The organism is Ammonicoccus luteus (genome assembly GCF_050880385.1).
In the GTDB taxonomy this organism is placed as follows: domain Bacteria; phylum Actinomycetota; class Actinomycetes; order Propionibacteriales; family Propionibacteriaceae; genus Enemella.
On record NZ_JBNZCI010000004.1, the window covers coordinates 173022 to 195059 of the forward strand.

At 68.8% G+C, this 22038-nt stretch carries 19 protein-coding genes; 11 read left to right on the top strand and 8 right to left on the bottom strand.

All coding sequences use genetic code 11. The annotated features are described in order from the left end of the window. The first annotated feature begins 1 nt into the window (after position 1). Positions 2-721 carry a DNA alkylation repair protein gene (locus ACQ260_RS10850; RefSeq protein WP_432559448.1) on the top strand — a complete coding sequence of 240 codons (720 nt, stop codon included), beginning with the start codon at positions 2-4 and terminating at the stop codon, positions 719-721. 34 nt (positions 722-755) lie between these two features. On the opposite strand, the gene ACQ260_RS10855 is transcribed toward ACQ260_RS10850, so the two are convergent. Then, entirely contained in the window at positions 756-1358 is a 603-nt protein-coding gene (locus ACQ260_RS10855; RefSeq protein WP_432559449.1) for a TetR/AcrR family transcriptional regulator, read from the bottom strand. A 127-nt stretch (positions 1359-1485) separates the two neighbouring features. Here ACQ260_RS10855 and ACQ260_RS10860 point away from each other — a divergent pair, with 127 nt between their 5' ends. Together ACQ260_RS10860 and ACQ260_RS10865 are read left to right on the top strand one after the other, a co-directional pair. Next, positions 1486-4335, top strand: coding sequence for an MMPL family transporter (locus ACQ260_RS10860; protein ID WP_432559450.1), 2850 nt, complete (start codon positions 1486-1488; stop codon positions 4333-4335). Then, a complete protein-coding gene (locus ACQ260_RS10865) occupies positions 4335-6887 on the top strand; it encodes a YhgE/Pip family protein (protein ID WP_432559451.1) in 2553 nt (850 codons plus the stop codon). Before ACQ260_RS10860 ends, ACQ260_RS10865 begins: the two co-directional genes overlap by 1 nt. 89 nt (positions 6888-6976) lie before the next feature. On the opposite strand, the gene ACQ260_RS10870 is transcribed toward ACQ260_RS10865, so the two are convergent. After that, a complete protein-coding gene (locus ACQ260_RS10870) occupies positions 6977-8425 on the bottom strand; it encodes a DUF2079 domain-containing protein (protein ID WP_432559452.1) in 1449 nt (482 codons plus the stop codon). 83 nt (positions 8426-8508) lie between these two features. On the opposite strand from ACQ260_RS10870, the gene ACQ260_RS10875 reads away from it, so the two are divergent. Both ACQ260_RS10875 and ACQ260_RS10880 read left to right on the top strand, forming a co-directional pair. After that, complete coding sequence (locus ACQ260_RS10875) at positions 8509-9351, top strand: tyrosine-protein phosphatase (protein ID WP_432559453.1); 843 nt, start codon at positions 8509-8511, stop codon at positions 9349-9351. 170 nt (positions 9352-9521) lie between these two features. After that, the gene (locus ACQ260_RS10880) at positions 9522-10688 is read left to right on the top strand and encodes a trypsin-like peptidase domain-containing protein (RefSeq protein ID WP_432559454.1); all 1167 of its coding nucleotides are present in this window, start codon (positions 9522-9524) and stop codon (positions 10686-10688) included. 9 nt (positions 10689-10697) lie between these two features. Here ACQ260_RS10880 and ACQ260_RS10885 read toward each other — a convergent pair whose 3' ends face one another. The 3 genes from ACQ260_RS10885 to ACQ260_RS10895 all read right to left on the bottom strand — a co-directional run bounded on the left by ACQ260_RS10885 (position 10698) and on the right by ACQ260_RS10895 (position 13281). Continuing rightward, positions 10698-11747, bottom strand: a complete 1050-nt coding sequence (locus ACQ260_RS10885) for an alanine racemase (protein WP_432559455.1) — start codon at positions 11745-11747, stop codon at positions 10698-10700. Between the two features lie 77 nt (positions 11748-11824). Continuing rightward, a complete protein-coding gene (locus ACQ260_RS10890; RefSeq protein WP_432559456.1) occupies positions 11825-12850 on the bottom strand; it encodes a 5'-3' exonuclease in 1026 nt (341 codons plus the stop codon). 119 nt (positions 12851-12969) lie between these two features. Further along, entirely contained in the window at positions 12970-13281 is a 312-nt protein-coding gene (locus tag ACQ260_RS10895; protein WP_432559457.1) for a zf-HC2 domain-containing protein, read from the bottom strand. 30 nt (positions 13282-13311) lie between these two features. Here ACQ260_RS10895 and ACQ260_RS10900 point away from each other — a divergent pair, with 30 nt between their 5' ends. The 3 genes from ACQ260_RS10900 to ACQ260_RS10910 all read left to right on the top strand — a co-directional run bounded on the left by ACQ260_RS10900 (position 13312) and on the right by ACQ260_RS10910 (position 15671). After that, the gene (locus ACQ260_RS10900) at positions 13312-13923 is read left to right on the top strand and encodes a sigma-70 family RNA polymerase sigma factor (protein ID WP_432559458.1); all 612 of its coding nucleotides are present in this window, start codon (positions 13312-13314) and stop codon (positions 13921-13923) included. Between the two features lie 99 nt (positions 13924-14022). Continuing rightward, positions 14023-14847, top strand: a complete 825-nt coding sequence (gene modA / locus ACQ260_RS10905) for a molybdate ABC transporter substrate-binding protein (RefSeq protein ID WP_432559459.1) — start codon at positions 14023-14025, stop codon at positions 14845-14847. Beyond that, a complete protein-coding gene (locus tag ACQ260_RS10910; protein WP_432559460.1) occupies positions 14844-15671 on the top strand; it encodes an ABC transporter permease in 828 nt (275 codons plus the stop codon). Before modA ends, ACQ260_RS10910 begins: the two co-directional genes overlap by 4 nt. A gap of 339 nt (positions 15672-16010) precedes the next feature. Here the strand turns inward: ACQ260_RS10910 and ACQ260_RS10915 are convergent, their stop codons facing one another. From ACQ260_RS10915 to ACQ260_RS10925, 3 genes are all read right to left on the bottom strand, one after another. Beyond that, a complete protein-coding gene (locus ACQ260_RS10915) occupies positions 16011-16559 on the bottom strand; it encodes a dienelactone hydrolase family protein (protein WP_432559461.1) in 549 nt (182 codons plus the stop codon). Positions 16560-16565: 6 nt separating this feature from the next. Then, positions 16566-17825 carry a lipid II:glycine glycyltransferase FemX gene (locus ACQ260_RS10920; protein WP_432559462.1) on the bottom strand — a complete coding sequence of 420 codons (1260 nt, stop codon included), beginning with the start codon at positions 17823-17825 and terminating at the stop codon, positions 16566-16568. Between the two features lie 74 nt (positions 17826-17899). Next, the gene (locus ACQ260_RS10925) at positions 17900-19192 is read right to left on the bottom strand and encodes a PrsW family intramembrane metalloprotease (protein WP_432559463.1); all 1293 of its coding nucleotides are present in this window, start codon (positions 19190-19192) and stop codon (positions 17900-17902) included. A 92-nt stretch (positions 19193-19284) separates the two neighbouring features. Between ACQ260_RS10925 and ACQ260_RS10930 the strand changes: the two genes are divergently transcribed. From ACQ260_RS10930 to ACQ260_RS10940, 3 genes are all read left to right on the top strand, one after another. Next, on the top strand, positions 19285-19767 hold the full coding sequence (locus tag ACQ260_RS10930) for a hypothetical protein (protein WP_432559464.1): 483 nt from the start codon (positions 19285-19287) through the stop codon (positions 19765-19767). A 137-nt stretch (positions 19768-19904) separates the two neighbouring features. Beyond that, on the top strand, positions 19905-21014 hold the full coding sequence (gene pdhA / locus ACQ260_RS10935) for a pyruvate dehydrogenase (acetyl-transferring) E1 component subunit alpha (RefSeq protein ID WP_432559465.1): 1110 nt from the start codon (positions 19905-19907) through the stop codon (positions 21012-21014). Then, positions 21014-21991: an alpha-ketoacid dehydrogenase subunit beta gene (locus tag ACQ260_RS10940; protein ID WP_432559466.1), complete on the top strand. Its 978-nt coding sequence runs from the start codon at positions 21014-21016 to the stop codon at positions 21989-21991. Before pdhA ends, ACQ260_RS10940 begins: the two co-directional genes overlap by 1 nt. Positions 21992-22038: the final 47 nt, after the last annotated feature.

Here is a 22038-nt window from a genome sequence, read left to right on the forward strand (position 1 = left end):
CGTGGACACGACGGCCGGGGCAGCGCCCGATGCCGTGGTCGCCCTTGTCGGCACCGTGCGCGGCGGTCTGGCCGCGCGGGCGGATGCGGTGCGCGCGGTGGGGCAGCAGAGATACATGAAATCCGTCCTGCCCTTTCACGGCGTCCCGGTGCCGGAAGTCAGGAAACTGACGCGGGAGGTCCTGCGGGCGCACGGTCCGCTGCCGGATCGTGCCACGTGGGAGCGAGCGGTGCGGACGCTGTGGGACGAGGCGGGGTTTCGCGAGGAGAGGTACGCGGCGTTGGCGGTCGCGCGCCATCCACGACACCGCGCGTTCGCGGAGGTCCCGGCCTCGCTGCAGCTCTATCGGCACCTCGTCCTGACCGGCCAGTGGTGGGACCTGTGCGACGAGACGGCCCACCTGGTGGGCGTGGTGCTGTCCGCACGGCCGGCGGAGATCGCCCCGATCCTCCGGAGGTGGTCTCGGGCGGACGACCTGTGGCTCCGGCGCGTCGCGATCCTCAGCCAGCTCGATCGGAAAGAGTCGACCGACGCGGAACTGCTGGCGTACGCGATCGAAGGAAGCATCGACGATCCCGACTTCTTCGCCCGGAAAGGAATCGGCTGGGCGCTGCGGCAGCATTCGAAGACGGATCCGGCGTGGGTGCGGCGGTTCGTCGCCGACCACCCGGAACTCTCGCGATTGTCGGTCCGGGAAGCGCTGCGGCTGCTGGGCCGTTGAGCGCGGCGAGGAGGCTGGCTGACCCTCACCGGTGTCACCGGAGGAGCGCGCCCAACACCGTCTTCAGTTGGGACGCCAGCCGATCCGGGGCCGCCGGGCTCACGAGTGAGGACGCCTGGGTGGCGTTGTGCACCGCGTGGAGGATCTCCACGACCTGATCGGTCGGCAGGGACAAGGCCAGCCCTTGATTGGCGAGTGCGGTGTCGAGCACGCCCGCGAAGATCCGGTGGGTTTCGTCGTTGAGCGCCGAGTGGATCTCCGCGAACTCGGGGTGGCGCAACGCATAGAGCTGCATCTCCATCAGCAGCACCACGATATGACGCTCCTGCGGCTGGGTCGCCAGGAAGATGTCCACCGCAGTGTCAACGAGGTTTGCGCGCTCCACCTGGGCGCCGCCGGGCGGGGTGATCTGTTCAAGGGTCACCCGGACCGAGGTGAGAAAAGTCTCACTGAGCGACCTGAGCAGCGCGAAGCACAGGTCGTCCTTGCTCTCGAAGTTCGAATAGAAGGCGCCCCGGGTGAACCCGGCGGCCTCCGAGATCTCCTCGACGCTGGCGCCCTCGATGCCCCGCTCCTCGAAGACGCGGGCCGCTGCCTCCATCAGGCGCTGGCGGGTCTGCAGACGCCGTGCGCTCACGGGAGCGCCATCCTGCCCCATTGAGGCTCCCTTCGTTGCGTCCGCTCAGACTATAAAGGTTTGAATACAGATTTGTATCGGATACATTACTGTATGCGAACCAGCTGAACCGGCGAAGGAGAACCCGGTGTCGACCTACCTCTATGACCTGGGCCGCTGGTGTTTTCGCATGCGCAGGCGTGTGCTCCTCGGCTGGCTGGCCGCGCTCGTCGTCCTGGGTGCGCTCGCAGGCATTTTCAGCAGCTCGTTCGACGATGCGTTCGAGATCCCGGGTGCCCAGTCGCAGCAGGCACTGAACCAGCTGAACCAGACCTTCCCGGAAGTGTCCGGCACCCGCGCGAGCATTCTCGTGCTCGCGCCCGACGGGAAGCAGGTCAGCAGCCCGGACGTCAAGGAGGCGCTCGAGCGCAACCTGACGGTGTTCAACGATCTGCCCTATGTGTCCTCCGCCACTTCACCTTTCGACCCCATGGTCCAGGGGCTGGTCAACCCCGACGAGACCGCCGCGATCATCAACGTCCTGCTCGATCTCGAACAGCCGGAGATCACGGATGCCGTTCGCGGCGAGATCACCGATGCCGCTGCCACGATGCAGCGCAACATGCCCTCCGGCACCCGGGTGCAGGCCGGCGGCGACGTGTTTTCGGTCGAGATTCCCGGCATGTCGATCATCGAGTTGATCGGCGTCGGCGTGGCGATGATCGTCCTGTTGTTCACCCTGGGATCCGTGGTGGCGGCCGGCATGCCGCTGATCACCGCGATTCTGGGCGTCGCCGCGTCGATGGCGCTCATGCTGATCGCCACCGCCTTGATGCCGATCAGTTCCACCACGCCCATGCTCGCCGTGATGCTGGGCCTCGCGGTCGGCATCGATTATGCGCTGTTCATCCTGTCGCGGCACCGGGACCAACTCGGTCAGGGCATGGCGGTGGAGGAATCGACGGCCCGGTCCGTCGCAACGGCCGGATCGGCCGTGGTGTTCGCCGGCCTCACGGTCGTCATCGCCCTTGTCGGGTTGTCCCTCGCGGGCATCCCGTTCTTGGGCGTGATGGGCGTGTTCGCCGCTGTCGGCGTCGCGCTCGCGGTGATCATCGCCCTGACGCTGCTGCCGGCGCTGATCGGGTTCGCCGGTGAACGGATGCGACCGAAGCCGCGGCGTGGAAACAAGGCTGCGCAGGCTGTCGCCCCCGAGGGGGCAGAGGTTGCCTCCAGCGGTGAACGGCCGCTGCGCGGACCGTCCGCCTGGTGGGTCGGCGTGGTGACCAAGGTGCCGATCCTCACGGTGATCATCGTGGTCGCGACCCTGGGCGCCCTGTCCATCCCGGCCAAGGACCTCCAGCTCTCGCTGCCCAACTCGGGCCAGCACTCGGCCACCGCGCCCGACCGCATTACCTATGACCTCATCGAGGACAAGTTCGGCCCCGGCTTCAACGCCCCGCTGATCGTGACCGCGGAGATCATCGGCTCGACAGATCCGCTCGGCCTGGTCGATGAGCTCAAGCGCGACATCGAGGCCATGCCCGGCGTCAACTCGGTCCCGCTGGCGACGCCCAACCGCAACGCGGACACGGGGTTCATCCAGATCATCCCTGCGTACGGCCCAACCGACGACGGCACCAAGGAACTCGTCCAAACCCTGCGCGACAAGGCGCCGGACTGGGAGGAACGGCTCGGGGTGCGGACTGCGGTCACCGGCATGACCGCCGTGCAGATCGATGTCTCCGACCGGCTGGCCGGAGCGCTGTTGCCCTTCGGCATCTTCGTGGTCGGCCTGTCCTTGGTCCTGCTGACGATGGTCTTCCGGTCGATCTGGGTGCCGTTGAAGGCGACCGTCGGCTATCTGCTCAGCGTCGGCACCGCGTTCGGGCTCACGACGATGATCTTCAACTATGGCTGGGGCAAGGAGTTCATCAACCTCGAGAAGCCCACGCCGGTGATCTCGTTCTTCCCGATCCTGCTGATGGGCATCCTGTTCGGTCTCGCGATGGACTACGAGGTGTTCCTGGTGTCGCGGATGCGGGAGGAATACGTGCACGGACGGTCCGCCGCCGAAGCGATCCGCCACGGCTTCGTCGGTTCCGCCAAAGTCGTCGTCGCCGCCGCGCTCATCATGGTGGCCGTCTTCGCCTTCTTCGTCCCCGAGGGCGAAGGCCCGATCAAGCCGATCGCGTTCGGGCTGGCGGTCGGCGTAGCCGTGGACGCGTTCGTGGTGCGGATGACGCTCGTCCCCGCAGTGCTGGCTCTGCTCGGCGACCGAGCCTGGCACCTGCCCAAGTGGCTCGACCGGCGGCTGCCCTCCTTCGACGTGGAAGGCGAGGCGCTGACGCACGTGCTCGCTCTCGCGGACTGGCCGGGCACCGACGACGTTCTGCACACCGACGCGTTCGCGGTCACCAGCCAGCGCGGCACGCTCGCCGCGCCGGTGGACCTCCATCTGAAGGCGGGTGAACTGCTGGTGATCGAGGGGGCGAGCGCTCGGCGTACCCCCCTCCTCCTCGCCCTCGCCGGCCGACTCACCCACGTGACCGGTCGCGCGAAGGTCGCGGGTGGCGTGCTGCCGGAGGAAGCGGCGAAGGTCCGCCGACAGGTCGCCTTCATCGATGTCCTCCATCCCGATGGCACCCGCGCGCACGAGGTCATCAGTGGCGACCTCGACGCGGCACTCCGAAATCCCCGCGTCGCCGTCCTCGTCGTCGACGGTGCGGACGCCCTGCGCACCCACGCCGAACGGGAGGCCCTTGCGACGCTGATCGCCAACGCTCCGGATGTCGCCATCCTGCTGGGCGTCGAGAACACCGAACTCGTGGCACCCCTTGCCCCGCGCGGCTATTTCAGCATCGAACTCACCCCACCCGAAGCGGGACAGGACGTCTCGCCCGGCGACGCGCCAGAAGTCGTGGAGTCCGCCGACCCCGACAGCGACGTTTCCCCGCGCCGCGCCGCCGATGACCACGACCTCGTCACCCAGGAGACCTGATGTTCCCCCTCGAGCGAGCCAGCCACGACAAGCCCGTCGGGTGGCGGTCCCTGCTCGGCATTCTCATCGTGCCGATCATCGTCGCGCTGGGCTTTCTCGGCGCCACCTGGCACGCGGACTCCCGGCTGCACCGGGCCGAGGCCGCGGTGGTGAACCTCGACGAGATGGTCGAGCTCAACGGCCAGCCGGTGCCGCTCGGGCGCCAACTCGCCGCCGGCCTCGTCGAGCGCCGGGACGACAACCTCACGTGGACGCTCGCGGACGCGCCACATGCGGCGGCAGGGCTGAAGTCGGGCCGGTATGTCGCCGTCATCACCATCCCCAAGGATTTCTCCGCCGACGCGACCTCGTTCTCCGGCCCGGCAAGCGCGGCGCGCCAGGCCACGATCCGGGTCGAGACGTCCGAGATCACCGGAATTGCCGACGGCGCGATCGCACAGGTCATCGCCGAAACGGCGCGGAATGTGTTCAACACGGAGTTGACGGAGACGTACCTCGACAACATCTATCTCGGCTTCAACGAGACCCAGAAGCAGTTCCGGACCGTCGCGGACGGTGCCGGCCAGCTCGCGGACGGCGGCGGGCAGCTCGCCGACGGCTTGCGAGCGTCCGCCGACGGTGCGGAGGAGTTGGGGACCGGGTCGCGGGAGTACGCCACAGGGGTCGCGCAGGCGGCCACCGGCGCCGACCAGCTTGCCACCGGTGCTGAGCAACTGGCCGCCGGCGGCGGTCAGCTCCGAGAGGGTGCGGACGGCCTCGCCGGCGGCGCCGGACAGCTCGGCGACGGGCTGCAGACCATGGCGGACCAGACGCGTGATCTGCCCGCACAGACCCGGATGCTCGCCGACGGCGCCGGACAGGCGGCCGACGGGGTGGACCAGCTCGCCACCGGCATGTCCGCGATGGCCGATGGCGTGGGGCAATTGGCGGACGGCAGCCAGGCACTCGCCGATGGGGCAGGACAGCTGGCCCCCGGTGTCCGGGCCTATGTCGACGGTGTGGACCAGCTCGTCGCCGGCATGGAGCCGGTGATCGGGCTCCTCGACAGCGTCGATGCGTCCGCCTTGGACCAGGCCCGGTTGCAGCAGGCAGCCGATCAGCTCGGAGTGTTGCAGGGCCAGGCGCAGGCGTACGCCAACCAACTGGAGGCCTTCGCGAACACACCCTGTCCGACGCCGGCGGGCGTGGAGTTCACGCCGGAACAGCAGACGGCCTTCTGCGCGGCGTGGGCGCAGGCCATGGCCGGGCTCACAGCACCGGACCCGCGCACGGGCAAGTCACCGGTTCAGTGGACCCAGGAGATCGCCTCGAGCGGCGAGTTCGCGCAGGCGATCACGACGGTGCAGACGACTCTGCCGCAGCTGCCGGAGATCATCGAGGGCGCGGGCCAGATCCGCGAACTCCGCCCCGCCGGACAGCAGATCGTCTCGGGCGTGGATCAGCTCGCGACGGGTGCCGGGCAGTTGAACGACGGCGTGCAGGCGCTCAACAGCGGCATCGCCGAGGGGGCGGATCAGCTTCCGTTGCTCAGCGACGGGATGCGCCAGCTCGCGGACGGTGCCGGGCAACTCGCGGACGGCATGGTGCCGCTGTCGGCGGGCATTCAGTCCGCCGCCACGGGCGCCGGTGAGTTGTCCGACGGTGCCGGGCAGTTCGCGGCGGGCGTGGGCACCTATGTCGACGGGGTCGGCGGGGTTGCCGGGGGTACGCGGTCGTTGGCGACCGGCCTCTCCGGGATGGCCTCGGGTGCCGACGAGCTCGCCACCGGCACCGAAGGCCTCGCCGACGGTCTTGATCAGGCCGCCGTCGGGGCGCGGGAGGTCGCGGACGGGCAGCGGACATTGGCCGACGGGCTGGCGGACGGTGCCAGTCAGATCCCCACCTATTCCGCGGCCGATCGGGATGCCCTCAAGACCGTCGTGGCCAACCCGGTCGCCGCGGGCACCGCCCCGAATCTGATTCCCGCTGCGGCCTCGACGTCATTGCTGATGGTGCTTGCCCTCTGGCTGGGTGGCTTGGCGACCTATCTCGTGATCCGGGCCGTGTCGTCCCGGGTGCTGACCTCGACTCGGTCGAGCATGGAGCTCGTGCGGCGTGCGGTGGTGCCCGGGCTTGCGATCGCGGCCGTCCAGGCCGTGGCGCTCACCGTGTTGGGCCAGATCGTGCTGGGTCTGTCGGGCGCCAAGACGCTCGGGGTGCTGGCGATGCTGCTGCTCGGCGGTGCCATGTTCGTCCTTGTCAACCACGCGCTCGTTGCCTGGTTCGGTGGCGTGGGGCGCATCATCTCGGTCGCTCTGGTGACCCTTGCGGCAGCGGGCGGGATCCTGTCGGCGCTGCCGGCGCTCTTCGACGTGGTCATCCCCGCTCTGCCGCTGACACCGGTGCTCAACGGGGTGCGGGCGATCATCACCGACGGCACCGGAGTGACCGGGGCGGTGGGGATGACGCTGCTGTGGTTGCTGATCGGCTTGGCCGCCTCCGTCGGAGCCGTGGTCCGGAAACGGACCGCGTCGCCGGAGCGGTTCGCCAGAGAGCTTCCGGTCGTTGCGTAGGGGCGGTCACCGGTTCCCGGGCGGGTAGGAACGTCCGGGCGCTCACCTTTTGACCCGTCGTGCGGGTCAAAGGGTGACGCCGCGATCACTCACTCCAAGCGGCGTGCGACCTGATAGCCGTTTTCGTCGAGGACGGTCTCCCACCGTGTGCCCGGATGCAGTGTCCTCCCGTATTCCGCGGCGTCCACCGGGCCCGACCAGCCGCCTGCGGTCTTGTCGACCACGAGATAGTCCTCGACGGGATTTCCCGGCATGCCCGCGAAATAGACCTGCCGATCATCCGACAACAGGTAGTGCATGAGTGAGATGTCCGTGCTGACCACCGTGTTCCCGGGCACGGCCTCGAGCACCTTCCGGGCGGACTCCTGCCGTGGACCTGTCTGCCACTGGACCGGATCACGCAACTGGAACAGCGGCAGCTGGTTGCTGATGGCGACCGCGAAGGTGGCGATGATGACCGCACCGTGGCGTGCGTACGCCCTCAGGAACGCCGAATCGGAGCGACGCAGCCGGATGATGCCGTCGACCGCTGCGACATGGACGATCGGCATCAGCATGAGGCTGTAGTGCCAGGTCGTCCCCCAGTGCCCGTGGTTCGTCGAGACGAACCGCCAGCCGAGCGTCGGCAGCACGAGCAGCCCGAGGTTGGAGCGCACCAGGAATAGCCCCGTGCACATCACCAGCAGCAGCACTGTGCTCATGCGCTGGTCACTGGTGACGATCTCGCCGATCACCCGCACGGGGTTGCCCAGCTGGTCCGCGGAGATGTTGCGGCTGTGGTCGTACTGTCCGTGCGCATTCAACGTCGGCAGGATCACCATCACGGTGAGCCCGAACATCACCACACCCCACAGCGACAGCAGGGCACCCAGAACCAACCGTCTGGACCGCCAGGCGAGCACGAGGCCGATCATGAACACCGTGAGTCCGAGGTCCTCTTTGATGAAGACCAGCAAGCCCGCCCAGATCGCCGCCGGCACCCAGCGCTCCCGCATCATCAACCAGAGGCTGATCGCCAGGATCGGTGCGCCCATCGCGACCTCGTGGAATTGCACGGCGACGGCCTGCTGGACGCCCCACGAGAAGGCGTAGGTACCACCGATCAGCCATCCGCCCGCGGCGCCGAGGTGCTCGTGGGCGGTCTTGGCGATGAAGAACACGGAGACCGCGACCAGCAGGGCTTGGAGGATGAGGAGGGTGAACGCGCTGGGGAACGCCGCATAGAACGGGGTCAGCAGCGCGAGCAGAGGGTGGAAATGGTCGCCAAGCGCGTTGTAGTCCGCGCCCTTCACAGTGGCGATCGGTGCCTCGAAGCGGGCGTACCGCTGCAGGATCTGGGTGAAAATCGCGAGGTCATAGGAAGGGGACTCGAATCGGCGCCACTGGAGAGTGGAGAACAGTGAGTACGCCACGAACGCAAGCCCCGACCAGACCCACGCCGAGCGTGGCTGACGGCGTACCCCCGCCCGAAATCGCGCCCAACGCGACTCTCCGACGGGGACGTCCGCCTCTTCGGTCCTCGTGCTGGTCGCGGTCATGTGTCCTCCTTGTCCCCGGCGATTCAAGCATGACGATGGTGGGCGTCATAGGCCGTTCACCGCGCCCTGTCTACGATCGAAGAGTGAGGTGGCTGGAGTTCGATTCGTTGGTCAACGCGCGGGACGTCGGGGGCACACCGACGGTCGATGGCGACATCATCCGTCCCGGGCGGCTGCTTCGCAGCGACAACTTGCAGGGGCTGACGCGGGCCGACATCGACCGGCTGCTCGAACTGCGGGTCTCCGATGTGATCGATCTGCGGTCGACCTTCGAGGTGCACCACGAGGGACCGGGACCCCTGGTGGGTCATCCGCGCGTGCGGATCCATCACTTTTCGTTCATCCCGGAGCAGTACGACCGTGACGAGGTCAACGACACCGCGGACGTCCTGCCCGATGGCCGGACCGAGGCCGCGGACATCCGCCGCGACAAACGTGGGAACGAACTCCCAGGCCGGGCGCTTCCGTTCTCGGGCTATCAGCCCAGCATCCGGGTGCAGGACAAGTTCGCCTCCACCTATCTTTCCTTCCTCAACGAACGCCCCGAATCGGTGCTGGCGGCGCTCCGCGCGATCGCGTACGCCCCGGGCGCCGCCCTCGTCCACTGCGCCGCCGGCAAGGACCGGACCGGCACCGCGGTAGCGCTGTCGCTGGTGCTCGCGGGCGCCGAACCGGGCGCGGTCGTCGAGGACTATGCGGCCTCCAGCGAGCGGATGCAGCTGATCGTCGATCGGCTGATCGTCTCGGAGACCTATCGGGAGAACCTGTCCGGGCGGCCGCTCGAGTCGCACATGACGCGACCGGAGACGATGCGGGCCTTCTTGGAGTACGCAGAGTCCGAGCACGGCGGCGTCGAACGCATGCTCCTGCGCATGGGATGGACCGAGGCGGACACCGCGGCCATGCGGGTCAAGCTCCGGGGTTGATCCGAAGCCCGGGATGATCCGCAGCTCCGGTTGGCGGGCCGTCAGCGGGTAGCCTGACCCCAGATCCAACCGCGGGAGGGGGACGAATGGACCACACCTGCCCCGCGTGCGGGAATCCCCTTGTTGCCGGTGCTCGTGCCTGCCCGTCGTGCGGGCGGCTGTCGCGAAAAGTGATCGCCCTTGTCACGGGCATTTTCGTGCTGGCGATCGTGGCGGGGGTCGCCGTGGCATTCGTCATTCGTGCTGCCGGTGGTGCCGGACTCGCCGCCTTGCCTGGGTCGCCGCCGTCGCCCGGATCGCCGGCCGCGCCGGTTCAGTCGGTCTCGCCCGAACCTCTCGAGACGCCCGAGGGCCCGTCGGACGGGCCGTTCGCGGAGGTGGCGCACCGCGCTGCGTCCGGGACCCATCGCATTCTCGCGACGACCTGCACCGGGACCGGCGTGGGGACCGCGTTCCAGTTCGGCAGCGAGGGGCTGCTGGTGACCTCGGCCCGCGCGGTATCCGGAGCGCGATCGATCGCGGTGCTCAGCGGTGACCGCATCGTGCCCGCCGACGTCGCGAAGATCGACACGGTCTCCGGTCTGGCGTTGTTGCGGCCGGACGTGGCGATGGTGGGGCAGGGGTTCGAGTTGGGTACGCAGCAGTTGGCGGTCGGGGACCAGGTCGCCCTCCTCGGCTGGACGACCGAATCGCAGCAGCCTGCACGCGGCCGTGCCCGGATCGGCGTCGGCACCATCACGGAGGCCGGCCTCACGCTCGAGTCACCGGACGGTCGGCATCCCGGGATCCGCCGGATGACCGGCGAATTCGACCCCGGGCTGGCCGGTTCCCCGGTCGTGGGCGAGGACGGACGCCTGCTCGGCGTGGTTCTGCAGGCCGCCGACGACCAGGACGATCTCGTCGTGGCCGGCCTGGACACCGTGGCCGATCCGCTGCTCGGGCCCACCGGCATGCCGCCGGCGATGGAGCCGTGTCTCAATGCCACCGGTCCGCGGATCGTCACGACGGTCGGCGGTGCAGCCCCGGCGGCTCTGCGCACCCAACTGGGTCAGTGGTTCGGCGCACTCAATGCGGGCGACTGGGACCGAGCTCGCGGGACGCTCACCGGTGGGCTGCGGGAGGACTGGACCCGAGAAGAGCTCGACGTCGAGCACCGCGGAACCTATGCGTTCAACATCGTGTCGGCGCCATCGGACAGCGGTGCGGTGACCGTGTCCTGGGCGCGGCTGCAGGCGGAGGGCGATCCTGCTTGCGAACGGCTTGTGGCCGACGTCGCCCTGGACGAATCGGGGATTCGGAGCATCAGCCCCCGGGGCGCCCCGGTCCCGTGCGGCTGACCGCGGGGATCAGACGAACAGGACTTGGTCGAACGTCGCGATCGTGTTGCGCACGTCCACCGGGAGCTCGTCGCCCACATTCGGGGGATCGACCTTGCTGGGCAGGATCAGCAGGGACGACTGCATGTGGGGTGGCTCGGCGAACCAGCGCTTCTCGCCGAGGATGGTGTACGGAGACAACGCCCGCCCCGCCGCCTCCAGCGCGCCGGTCGCGAACGACACCGCACGGGACTTCAGGGTCTTCGCCGAGGTCGGAGCCTCCAGCCCGATGCCGTTGGCCGTTCCGCCGGACACGACCACGACATAGCCGTCGGTCTGGGCGGGCCGCTGCCAATAGCCGACCCGCTCGCCGCGCTTGATCGGATGCACGTCGAGCACGGTCGCGGTCGTCTTGAGGGCGCTCGGCTCGCCGAGCCACAGCGTCGTGCCCATGCGCAGGCGGGCCCGGTTCTCGCCAAGACGGGACGCCATGGCCAGATAGTCATTGGTCGGCAGATGGGAGAACCACAGCGGGGCATCGACGACGTCCAGGGCCGCGCGGCCGAGCTGGTCGGCCTCGACCCGGTTGTGGTCCTTGTCGCCGCGCATCGGGAGGTGGATCGTCCAGCCCTCGATGTCGAGGTGTTCCCGCCAGGTGGCCACCGCCGGCAGGTCTTCCTCCTCGAGCCCGTGGCGACGCATCGAGGTGAGCACCTCGATCAGCACCCGCGGGCGATCGCCGCCCAGGTTGGCGAGAATCTCGAGATCGGTCAGTCGGGAAACCGTGACGATCACCCGCGGATCGCGGGCCTGCTCGACCGCATGGGGATCGTTGGCTTCCCAGGGCAACAGGATCACGACATCGCCGTCGAAGTGCTCACGGATCGCCGCCGCCTCGGCCGGCGTGCCGACCGCGAGGGTCTTCAGACCGAGTCGTTTCGTCTCCTCGGCCAGGCGCGGCAGCCCGAAGCCATAACCGTTGCCCTTGGCCACCGGGACGAGTCCGGGCACGCGGTCAGCCAGCGCGCGCAGGTGATCGTGCCAGCGGGTGGAGTCGATCGTCAGAGTCAGCCCAGTCACAGGGGAAAGGGTATAGCGGCTCGTTCCACTCGCGCCGCAAGACCGGGCACGTGTTGAAACCAGGTCAGTTCTGCACGTCAGAAGAGGGTCTCCTGCAGAACAGGGGTCTTCCTGGGCAGCGGCGGGAACTTGCGCACGACCCTCGGGGCCGGCTGCCAGGACGGGTCGTGATCCCACGGGTTCGGCATGGGTGGCGCGGACTCGCCGCAGAGGACGCGGAGCGCCGTGCGGGGAGACAGCCCATAGCGCGCGAACCCCCGGCGCACCGGCTTGGCTGCCAGGGGCAGCGGGGTATGAAACACGCTCGGGTCCAGCACCGCGGCCGGGTCGGGCGTCATGATGGCCAGGTTCAGAGCCCAACGCTCCCGGGCGTGGTCGCCGCCGAGCCGAGCGGTGACCGCTGCCCCCGCGCACGCACGACAGCGCGCGCCACCGGCGTCCAGGTCGGCGAAGATTGCCTCCGCCGAGCCGAACTCCGCGAGCAGTCGGGCGCCGAGAACCTTTCCGATGCCCCGGATGCCCGGGAGGTTGTCCGAGGGGTCACCCCGCAGCGCCGCCAGATCCCGGTATTGCCGCGGCGTCACCCCCGTGAGCACCGTCAACCGTTCGGGGGTGAGCATCGGCGAGGCGTCCACGCCACCGTTGATGATCCGGAGGACCCGCGTCGAGTCGTCGATCAGGGCGAACGCATCGCGATCGGAGGTCGCGAGGACGCTCTGCCACCCGGCGTCCCGCGCAGCCCGCGACGCGGCGGCCAGCACGTCGTCGGCCTCCAGCCCCGCGGGCACCATGACCGGCACGCCCATGTCGCGCAGCAGCTCCACGGCATCGGCGAGCTGGGTCACGAGGGTGTCGGGCTTGTCGGGGCGCTGCGCCTTGTACGCAGGCCACCGCTCCCGCCGCGTCGACGCGTCCGGATCGTCGAAGCCGATCACCACCACATCGGCGCAGGCGCGGTCGACCGCCGCGACCAGTTGGTCCAGCAAACCGCGCACGGCCCAGCCGGGACGTCCGTCCCCCGTGCGATAACCCGTCCGGGCGCCGGCGTGGAAACTGCGGTGCAGCACCGAGTTGCCGTCGAGCGCGAGGAGGGTCCGTGTCATGCGCCTCAGCATCGCACGAGCGGCCGACGAACTGGCGCAATGGACTCGTGCGTCCCCAGAGTCCCCGCGCGGGTTCAGCGATGCCCGGCCACTTCATCTGCCCTGCCGGGCCACGCTGGTCAGCCCGTGCGTCCGCAGGTGCAGTCAGTGCACTGGCAATCGGTGCATTCGCACGCCTCGCCGACATGGCACCCGCAAATGTGGGCCTCTGTCGCGCCGATGAGTTTGAGGCTGAGGTCCGGCCCGACGAGGTCCGCACCCAGCAGGTGATCCGTCACCCGCCCCAGCCCCGCGTACCACTCCGCACATTCCGCGCAGCGACGCAGGTGGGCATCCAATTCGGCGTCCCCGATCGCCCGCTCCTCGCCGTCCAGCCGAGCAGAAAGCGCGCTGCGCCACAGCTCCCGGTCGGGGCAGTGGACAATCCTCATGGTCGGAGCCTAACCGCTAGTGTCAGGCGCATGACCCCCCGCCGACCGCTGCTCGACCGTGCGGTCGATGCGAAGAGCTCGACCCGTGCCCGCGCGGATGTGAAGGTCACGGCCCGGGCGCTCGAAGCGAGAGCCGGCGACCGGCCGGCCCTGGGGGAATTCATCCGCTTGACCCAGGCCGACGTCTGGCGTTTCGTCGCCCATCTCGCCGGCCGGGAGATGGCGGATGACCTGACGCAGGAGACGTATCTCCGTGCCATGGACGCCCTGCCCAGCTTTCGTGGCGAATCGAGCGCGCGCACGTGGCTGTTGGCGATCGCGCGTCGGGTTGCCGCCGACCACTTCCGTCGGCAGTCCACCCGCCCGCCGGAGGCTTCACCGGACTCGGCGGACCGGCTGACTGTGCCCGACGCGTCGGCACGGGTCGAGCTGGAGCGGATGTTGGCGTCGTTGGATCCGGTGCGCAGGGAGGCGCTCGTGCTGACCCAAGTGTTCGGGCTGAGCTATGCGGAGGCCGCGGCGATCGCCGGTGTCGCGGTCGGGACCATCCGCTCCCGGGTCGCCCGGGCGCGTGCGGAGCTGGTCGACCAGTGGTCCGACTCGGTGACCACCCTGGGCCGCCGCGGGCCGTTGGCGGGCTGAGCCGACGGCAGCCAACCGCCGCCTGTGGCGGAGATCACGGGAACTTCTGGTCTTGCGAGGACGACATCTGGGGTGACTTCGAACCCTAGGAGCCTGCCCATGCTGTCCCGCCGCCACGCGCTGGCCACTCTCGCTGCCTTTGCCCTTCTCCCGGTCGTTGCCTGCACGAGCACGCAGCCGACCGCAGCCACGGGCGATGACGCGCCCGCGCCGGCGCCCCAGGAAGTCGTCGTGTTCGCCCCGGGCGCGCTGGCGGCGCACACGAAGGCACTGGCGACGGCGTACCAGAAGGAGGGTCACGGCACCGTCAGCTTCGAGGTGGGTCACACGCCCATCCAGCGCGAACAACTCGACAAGGGCGCGACGCCCGACGTCTGGATCGCGGCCAACCCCAACGACATGCAGACCACTGCCGACAAGGGCTTGGTCGCCCCGGACACCGTCGCGCCCCTGGCCCGGACCCGGCTGGTCGTGGTCGTCGCTCCCGGCAACCCGGGGAACATCACCGAAGTGACCGATCTGGCCGAACCGGGCGCCAAGGTCCTGCTCGCGGCGCAGACGTTGCCGATCTGGATGACCACCGCCAAGACGTTCGAGAAGATCGAGCAGCAGCACCCGGGCTTCACCCAACAGGTCGAGGCGAACACGGTGTCGCGGGAGCTCGGCGTGCAACCGATCGTCCAGAAGATCCAGCTCGGCGAGGCGGACGCCGGGATCGTGTTCGTGACCGACGTGCCGGCCGATCCCAAGGGCCTCACCACCGTCGAGATCGCGGACGAGGTGAACACCGAGCTCACGCTCCAGATCGCTTCGGTGACTGCGGGCAAGCACCCGGAGGAGGGCCGGCGGTTCATCGAGTTCATGACCACGGGCGGTGGCAGGGAGGTCCTGCGCGGTGTCGGCTATCTCCCGCCCACCGCATGACGTTGACGACGGCTGCCCCACAGCGCGTCGGCGTCCGGCGGGCACGTGACAGCGCCTGGTTCGTCCCGCCCGCCGCGCTGCTCGTCGGGCTGCTGGGGATCCCGCTCGCGGGTCTCATCTGGGTCGCGCTGACCGGCGGGCTCGGCACCTATCTCGGGGATGCCCAGGTGCATGCCGCGGTGCGCCTGTCGCTGGTGACGTCAGCGCTCGCGGTGGGATTGATCGTCGTGACGGGGTTGCCGTTGGCGTACTTGCTCGCCCGCTGGCGCTTCCCCGGCCGATCGCTCGTCATCCTGCTGATCGACCTGCCGATCGTCCTCCCGCCGATGGTCGCGGGGATCGCTCTGCTCGAGGTGTTCGGGCGGAACGGCTGGTTGGGTGGTCCGCTGGCGGCGCTGGGAATCAGCCTGCCGTTCACGACCACGGCGGTGGTGCTCTCCCAAGTGTTCGTGGCCGGCCCGTTCTTCGTCCGCGCCGCGCGCATCGGCTTCGAGGAGGTGGATCCGGCGATCCAGGAGGCGGCGCGGGTCGACAAGGCCTCCGAGTTCGGTCTGTTCTGGCACATCATGGTCCCCGTCGCGCGGCGTGCGATTCTCACCGGCCTGGTCCTGGCCTGGGCCCGCGCGCTCGGTGAGTTCGGTGCGACGCTGTTCTTCGCGGGCAACCGCGAGGGTGTGACGCAGACGATGCCGCTCGCCATCTTTATCGGATTCGAGTCGAACCTCGCGCTGGCTGTGGGGTTGTCGTTCGTCCTGCTCGTCATCAGCACGGTCGTGCTGTTGGTCGTGGGACTGCTGGGCGGAGATCGTACGCCGGCCCGCTGAGTGGCGGCGCGAATTGCGTTGTCGTGAACCTGCAGACTCGAGGGGCAGTGGCCCCCGAGGAGCGTGCCTCAGGCCTGCGCGGACGAACGAAGGAGCGAGCGTGGCGAGCGACGACGTGAGGAGCGCAGAGCGACTGTTCGCGGCGCGGATTGCGCCGCCGTGTAGTCCAGCGACTGTTCGCGGCGCGGATTGCGTTGTCGTGAACCCGCCGACTCGAGGGGCAGTGGCCCCCGAGGAGCGTGCCTCAGGCCTGCGCGGACGAACGAAGGAGCGAGCGTGGCGAGCGACGACGTGAGGAGCGCAGAGCGACTGTTCGCGGCGCGGATTGCGCCGCAATATTCACAGCGCAGCCACGATCCGATCGACGGTGAGCTCGGTGAGGTCGCGGTCGTATTCCGGCTGGGAGGGCTCGGTGAACAGGTGTCCGGCACCCGGCGTCACGAAGTGGTCGAACATCGCCCCCGCCGCGGCGACCGCGGCGCGGAAGGCGGGGACGTCCTCGTCGTCCACCCAGGGATCCTCGGCGAGCTGGTGCAACTGGACGTCGACGCCGCACCACAACTTGTCCGGCGGCAACGGGTCGAGTGCTGCCACGAGCGAGACCAGGCGTACTCCCGGCCGACACAACCGCTGTGCAAACGATGCGCCGAGTGAGAACCCCACGAGCGCGGCCCCGTCGACGGGGAGGTCGGCGACGCGTGCGTACAGCTCCCGATAGCCGACCTCATCGCGGTGCGCGACCCCCTGGGTGACCGTTTCGAAGGTGAGCCCGTCATAGAAGTCGGGCACTTGGACCGTGCAGCCCTCGGCCCGCAGCAGACCTGCGAACTCCTGCACCCCGTCAGTGAGTCCGAACGCGGAATGGAGGACGATCACTCGGCAGGTCATGACGGGTCACCTTCCGTCCGCGATGGCTTTCCGGAGAGTCCGGACTGCGCCCACGGGCTTGGCCGTGAGACGCAGGGCGCGAGCCAACAGGCCAAGGGGGTTCTTCGCCACCTGCTTGACCTGGGCGGTGATGGCGCCGCGGTTCATGTATGCATCGAAGGCCCGATAGAGCGGCAGGTTGATCGGCAGGTCCCATTCGCCCGGATATTCCACGGCCCGCCCGCCGGTGCCGACCTTGAACTGAATGAGGCCGAGGTGGGGGTCGTCGGAGGCCACGGACTCGGTGATGCCGCGCAGGTCATACACGGTCGCGCCGGCATCGATCGCGTCAGAGATCATCTGCCACTGGATGGCATTGGATCCGCGCACCTCTCGCTTGGCGGAGGTTGATGCGCCATAGGAATACCAGACATGCTCACCCACCCGCACCCACGTGGTGGCCGCGACGAGGTCGCCCTCGTGCTCCGCGAGATAGAGGCGGATCCGGTCCGGATCCTCGGCTCGGAGCGCGTCCCACATGGTCTCGAAGTATTCGAGCGGGCGCGGGGTGAAGTTGTCCCGCTCAGCGGTCTCGAGATAGACCCGGTGGAAGTCGGCGAGGTTGCCGCGGGTGCCCTGCCGCACCACGACACCGGACTTGGCGGCCTTTTTGATGTTGCGCCGCCAGAGCTGGTTCATGCCTTTCTGGACCTCGTCGGCCGTCTTGGCCCGACCGTCCGGATGCGTCAGGGGCAGCCAGAAGTTGAACCGGGGCTGGCCGGCGGCGAAGCCCTCGCTCTCGGGCTTCGGTGGCAGCCAGCCCCCGGATCGCAGCGCGTTGTGCAGACGGGTGGCGATCTGGTTGGTCTCGTCCGGCTCGACCTCGGAGAGCGTGCGCACAGCGTCGTCGGCGATGGCGGATTTGATCGTGTCGGCGTCCCAGGCGCGCGCGAGCAACGATGGGCCGATGCGCACACCGAATGCCCCGTGGTTCTTGACGTGTTCGACGAGTGGCGGGAGGAACGTCGCCGCGTCGACCTTCGACCAGTCGGCGACCGGGCCCTCGGGCAGATAAGCCAGGAAACGCTTGAGCTTCGGCACCTGGCGATAGAGCACCAGGCCGGCGCCGATCATCTGGTTGTCGGCATCGAACCAGCCGAGCGATTCGGACTCCCACTCGGACTTCACCTGCCCCCAGGCCGGGGTCTGCAGGAACGATGCCGAGGGCTGGGACCGGATGAAGTCCAGGTGCCTGGCGGCCGGGATGATGCGTACCGAGATCGTCACGCCCCCGAATCTACCCAAACCGCCCCGCTCCCTGTCAGGGCCTGACGAGGTGCGGGGCGGCGAGGAGGCTGCGATCAGCGGATCCGGGTGGCGTCCGGATCGATGGGCGGCGGTCCGCCGGGCGGGGGCGGCTGAAGGTCGAATGACTCCGGCAGATAGTCCTGGCCCGGGGTCGGCGGGACCTCATGCCAGCCCTGGGGGACCGGCTGCAGGTGCTCGGCGACCCACTGCTTGTCGGCCTCGATGAGGCGGACGAGGTCGTCGTGCTGGTGCACCAGCTCCTGGGCGAAGGGCGGGCCCATGCGGTCGAGGCGATTCCGGACGTACGCCAACTCGGTCACGTGGTCCCGGAAGGCGGCGACCCGGGCGCGTTCGTGCTTGCCCTGGGTCTTGGCGTGGCTGAGCGCGAGCCGGCGGGAGCGCAGATTGGTGAGCCAGTTGGCCTCCTGCGGGGTGACCCAGCCGTTGTAGACCATGGCCGGCAGCTGGCCCCGGAAGATCTCGCCCTCGCGGCGGTGGGAGCGCACGGCGAGCACGATGATCGCGATGGTTGCCGGCAACATGACCAGCAGGATGGCCGCGAAGAACGCGCCGATCCCGAAGAACGACGAGCCGTTGTGGATCGCATGGAGAAGGACGGCGACGCACCAGCCGAAGAACGGATAGAGGAAGCGCAGCGGTCCCCGGCTCGTCACGCCGAGCCACAGGCCGATCGCGGTCATGGCTGTGAAGATCGAATGCAGCCACGCGCCCAGCCCGATGCGGAGGGCGGCGACGCCGATCGCCTCTCCGACGGTGGTCTGGCCGGCGATATAGCCGATGTCCTCGATGAACGTGAACCCGATGCCGATGAAGCCTGCATAGACGACGGCGTCCGTCAACGAGTTGAACTCGGCACGTCCGCGCCGCGTGGTCAGCATCACGATGACCAGGAAGAGTCCCTTGGCCGACTCCTCCAGCAGCGGCGCGGCGATGGCCGCCGTGAAGAACGCGCCGTCACCGCCCACCGCCTGGGCGACCGGATAGGCGAAGACAAGGAAGAGCAGGGACACCCCGCCGCCCCAGAAGAACGCCGAGATCAACAGGTGGGGCGGTTCCGGTTCCCAGCGGTCCAGCCAGGTGAGCAGCAGAATGCCGACGATGGCCGCCAACGCGGAGATGAACAGGCCGAACAGCGCCTGCGTGGGCGCGGTGATCACCTGGAGGGCGATCAGCAGACCCATGACCAGTGCGCCGACCGCGATGGCGATGATCGGCACGACGAAGACCTGCTTCTTGCGCAGCACGGGCCACTGCGGCAGGCGCCCGTGCGGGACCGGCGACTGGCCCATCGGCGCGATCGCGCCCGGGCCGGAAGGTTGGCTCATGCGGACAAGGGTAGGAGGCAGGGAGGCCGCATCCGCCGCCGGTCGGCGAGAGACGCGCGGCACCGGGGGCACCGGCGCCTAGGCTGACATGCGTGGAACCCATGGTCGTCAGCATCAACCCCCGGGCCCAGACCACCTATAGGTCGTTCTGGACCGGGCCGCTCGGCACTGCGGCGCTGATCGCGCCCGGCGCCGTGGTCGTGATCGTCGGGCTGGTCCTGTGGCTCACCCAGGCCCAGGGCGTGATGCATTTCTTCGCGGCGGTGGTGGTGTTCTCGGGTTTGTACGCGGTGTACGCGGGCTGGGACCACCGACGCAAGGCCGCCCGGGGCCCGAAGACCGACCCGCTCGCGTTCGTGATCGCCGAGGACGGTGTGGCGTTCCCCCGCGGGAAGAAGTTCGAGTGGCACGAGGTCCGGTTCGTCGTCACCGATGAGGAACGCCCGAGGCTGTTGGTGACGCCGGTGGGGGCGGCGTACTTCATCTCCGACCTCGACCGCGAACCCGGCGAGATCGCGGCCGCGCTGGCCGAGGCATCGGGTGGTGCGGTCGAACTGGAGCACACGTCCCACTGAGCGCGGCCCACGCAGCGGTGGTGTCAGGCGCCCCACCGGAGTTATCACCGATCGAACATCACGGCCCGGGGGCTGCGTGCGGCGGGTATTTCATGCTTTGATCGAACCAACCTACGGAACCGTTGGAAAGGGGCGCGGTGAGCGACGATCTGCAGAACGACCCGGGCATGGTGCAGCTCCTCACCCCCGAGGGGGACCGGGTCGAGCACCCCGATTTCTCTTTCGCCGGCGACGACGAGATGCTCGCGGGCTTCCTGCGCGACATGGTCCTGAGTCGCCGCATCGACTCCGAGGCCACCGCGCTCCAGCGGCAGGGCCAACTCGGCCTCTGGGCTTCCATGACGGGTCAGGAAGCGGCGCAGGTCGGTTCCGCCCGGGCGGCGAAGGCCCACGACTACGTCGTTCCCAGCTACCGCGAGCTCGCGGTCGCCTGGTGCCGGGATCTCGACCCCGTTGCGATCACCGCGGTGTTCCGTGGCGTCGACCTCGGTTCGTGGGCGGGCAATGCGGGCAACTTCCATCCGTACACGATGGTGGTCGGGTCCCAGTCGTTGCATGCGGTGGGGTACGCGATGGGCATCGCTGCTGACGGTGCGACGGCCACGGGCAACCCGGACAAGGACGAGGCGGTGTTGGCGTACTTCGGGGACGGCGCGACCTCTCAGGGCGACGTCAACGAGGCGCTGCTGTTCAGCGCGTCCTATCAGGCACCGGTCGTGTTCATCTGCCAGAACAACCAGTGGGCGATCTCGGTGCCCACGACCCGGCAGACCCGGATCCCCATCGCGCGCCGCGCCGACGGTTTCGGATTTCCCGGCATCCGGGTGGATGGCAACGACGTGCTCGCGATGCACGCGGTCACGTCCTGGGCGCTCGACCGCGCTCGCAGCGGGGAGGGCCCGGCGCTCATCGAGGCGTACACCTATCGCATGGGCGCCCACACCACGTCCGACGACCCCACGAAATATCGCACCAGCGATGAGTCGGACGAGTGGAAGGCGAAGGACCCGATCGTCCGCGTCCGGTCCTATCTGCTCACTGCGGGCGCGATCGACCAGGACTGGCTCGACGGGCTCGAGGCCGAGGCCGATGAGGTCGCCGCCGACCTCCGGGCACGCACGCTGGCGCTGCCGGACCCGACGCTGACCGAGAGCTTCGATCTGGTCTATGCGGAGAAGACGCAACATCTGATGGATCAGCAGGCGGAGTACGAGGCGTATGCCGACAGCTTCGGAGAGGACGAGTGATGGGCGAGACGCTCACTCTGGGCAAGGCCCTCAACGCGGGTCTGCGGCGCGCGCTGGCCTCCGACCCGAAGGTCGTGCTCGCCGGCCAGGACATCGGCAAGCTCGGCGGGGTGTTCCGCATCACCGAGGGCCTGCAGGCCGAGTTCGGCGACACCCGCGTGATGGACTCGCCCCTCGCCGAGTCGGGCATCGTCGGCACCTCGATCGGCATGGCGATGCGCGGTTATCGGCCGGTGGTCGAGATCCAGTTCGACGGGTTCGTGTTTCCGGCGTACGACCAGATCGTCACCCAGCTCGCCAAGATCTATCACCGCTCCCGCGGCTCGATGAAGGTCCCCGTGGTCATCCGGATCCCCTACGGCGGCGGCATCGGCGCGGTGGAGCACCACTCGGAGTCGCCGGAGGCGTACTTCTCCCACACGACCGGACTCAAGGTCGTCACGTGCTCGAACGCCAACGATGCGTACTGGATGATCCAGCAGGTCATCGCCAGCGATGATCCGTATATCTTCCTGGAGCCCAAGCGGCGCTATCACGACCGTGGGGAGGTCGACACCGACAACGAACCGATGCCGCTGCACTCGGCGAGCGTCGTGCGGGAGGGAACCGACCTGACGCTGTTGTGTTACGGGCCGATGGTGAAGACCTGCCTGGCGGCAGCCGATGCGGCGCAGGAGGAGGGGCGGTCGTTGGAGGTCGTCGATCTTCGCACGCTGTCCCCGCTCGACATGGCCACCATCGTGGCGTCGGTGCACAAGACCTCCCGGGCGGTCGTGGTGCATGAAGCGCAGGTGTCCTATGGGCTCGGCGCGGAGGTCGCCGCCCGGCTGAGCGAGCAGTGCTTCTATGACATGGAATCGCCGGTGCTGCGGGTCGGTGGTTACGACGTCCCCTATCCGCCCAGTCGGGTGGAGGAGGAATATCTGCCCGATCTCGATCGCATCCTCGATGCGGTTGATCGTTCGTTTGCCTATTGATGTGATCGCATGATGCGGACCGACCGGAGGACGCCGTGAAGACCTTC